The sequence below is a fragment of the Salmonella sp. NW884 genome (genome assembly GCF_051700745.1).
Lineage (GTDB): Bacteria > Pseudomonadota > Gammaproteobacteria > Enterobacterales > Enterobacteriaceae > Salmonella > Salmonella enterica.
Genome location: NZ_JAMMDE010000040.1, coordinates 1 through 556 on the forward strand (window position 1 = coordinate 1; position 556 = coordinate 556).

Here is a 556-nt window from a genome sequence, read left to right on the forward strand (position 1 = left end):
TCGCTGCCGCAGCTTCGGTGCATGGTTTAGCCCCGTTACATCTTCCGCGCAGGCCGACTCGACCAGTGAGCTATTACGCTTTCTTTAAATGATGGCTGCTTCTAAGCCAACATCCTGGCTGTCTGGGCCTTCCCACATCGTTTCCCACTTAACCATGACTTTGGGACCTTAGCTGGCGGTCTGGGTTGTTTCCCTCTTCACGACGGACGTTAGCACCCGCCGTGTGTCTCCCGTGATAACATTCTCCGGTATTCGCAGTTTGCATCGGGTTGGTAAGCCGGGATGGCCCCCTAGCCGAAACAGTGCTCTACCCCCGGAGATGAATTCACGAGGCGCTACCTAAATAGCTTTCGGGGAGAACCAGCTATCTCCCGGTTTGATTGGCCTTTCACCCCCAGCCACAGGTCATCCGCTAATTTTTCAACATTAGTCGGTTCGGTCCTCCAGTTAGTGTTACCCAACCTTCAACCTGCCCATGGCTAGATCACCGGGTTTCGGGTCTATACCCTGCAACTTAACGCCCGGTTAAGACTCGGTTTCCCTCCGGCTCCCCTAT

At 54.7% G+C, this 556-nt stretch carries 1 rRNA gene; it reads right to left on the reverse strand.

Annotation, left to right across the window (positions count from 1 at the left end):
• Window positions 1-556: ribosomal RNA gene (locus tag NA197_RS23410) — 23S ribosomal RNA — on the reverse strand; the annotation flags it as partial.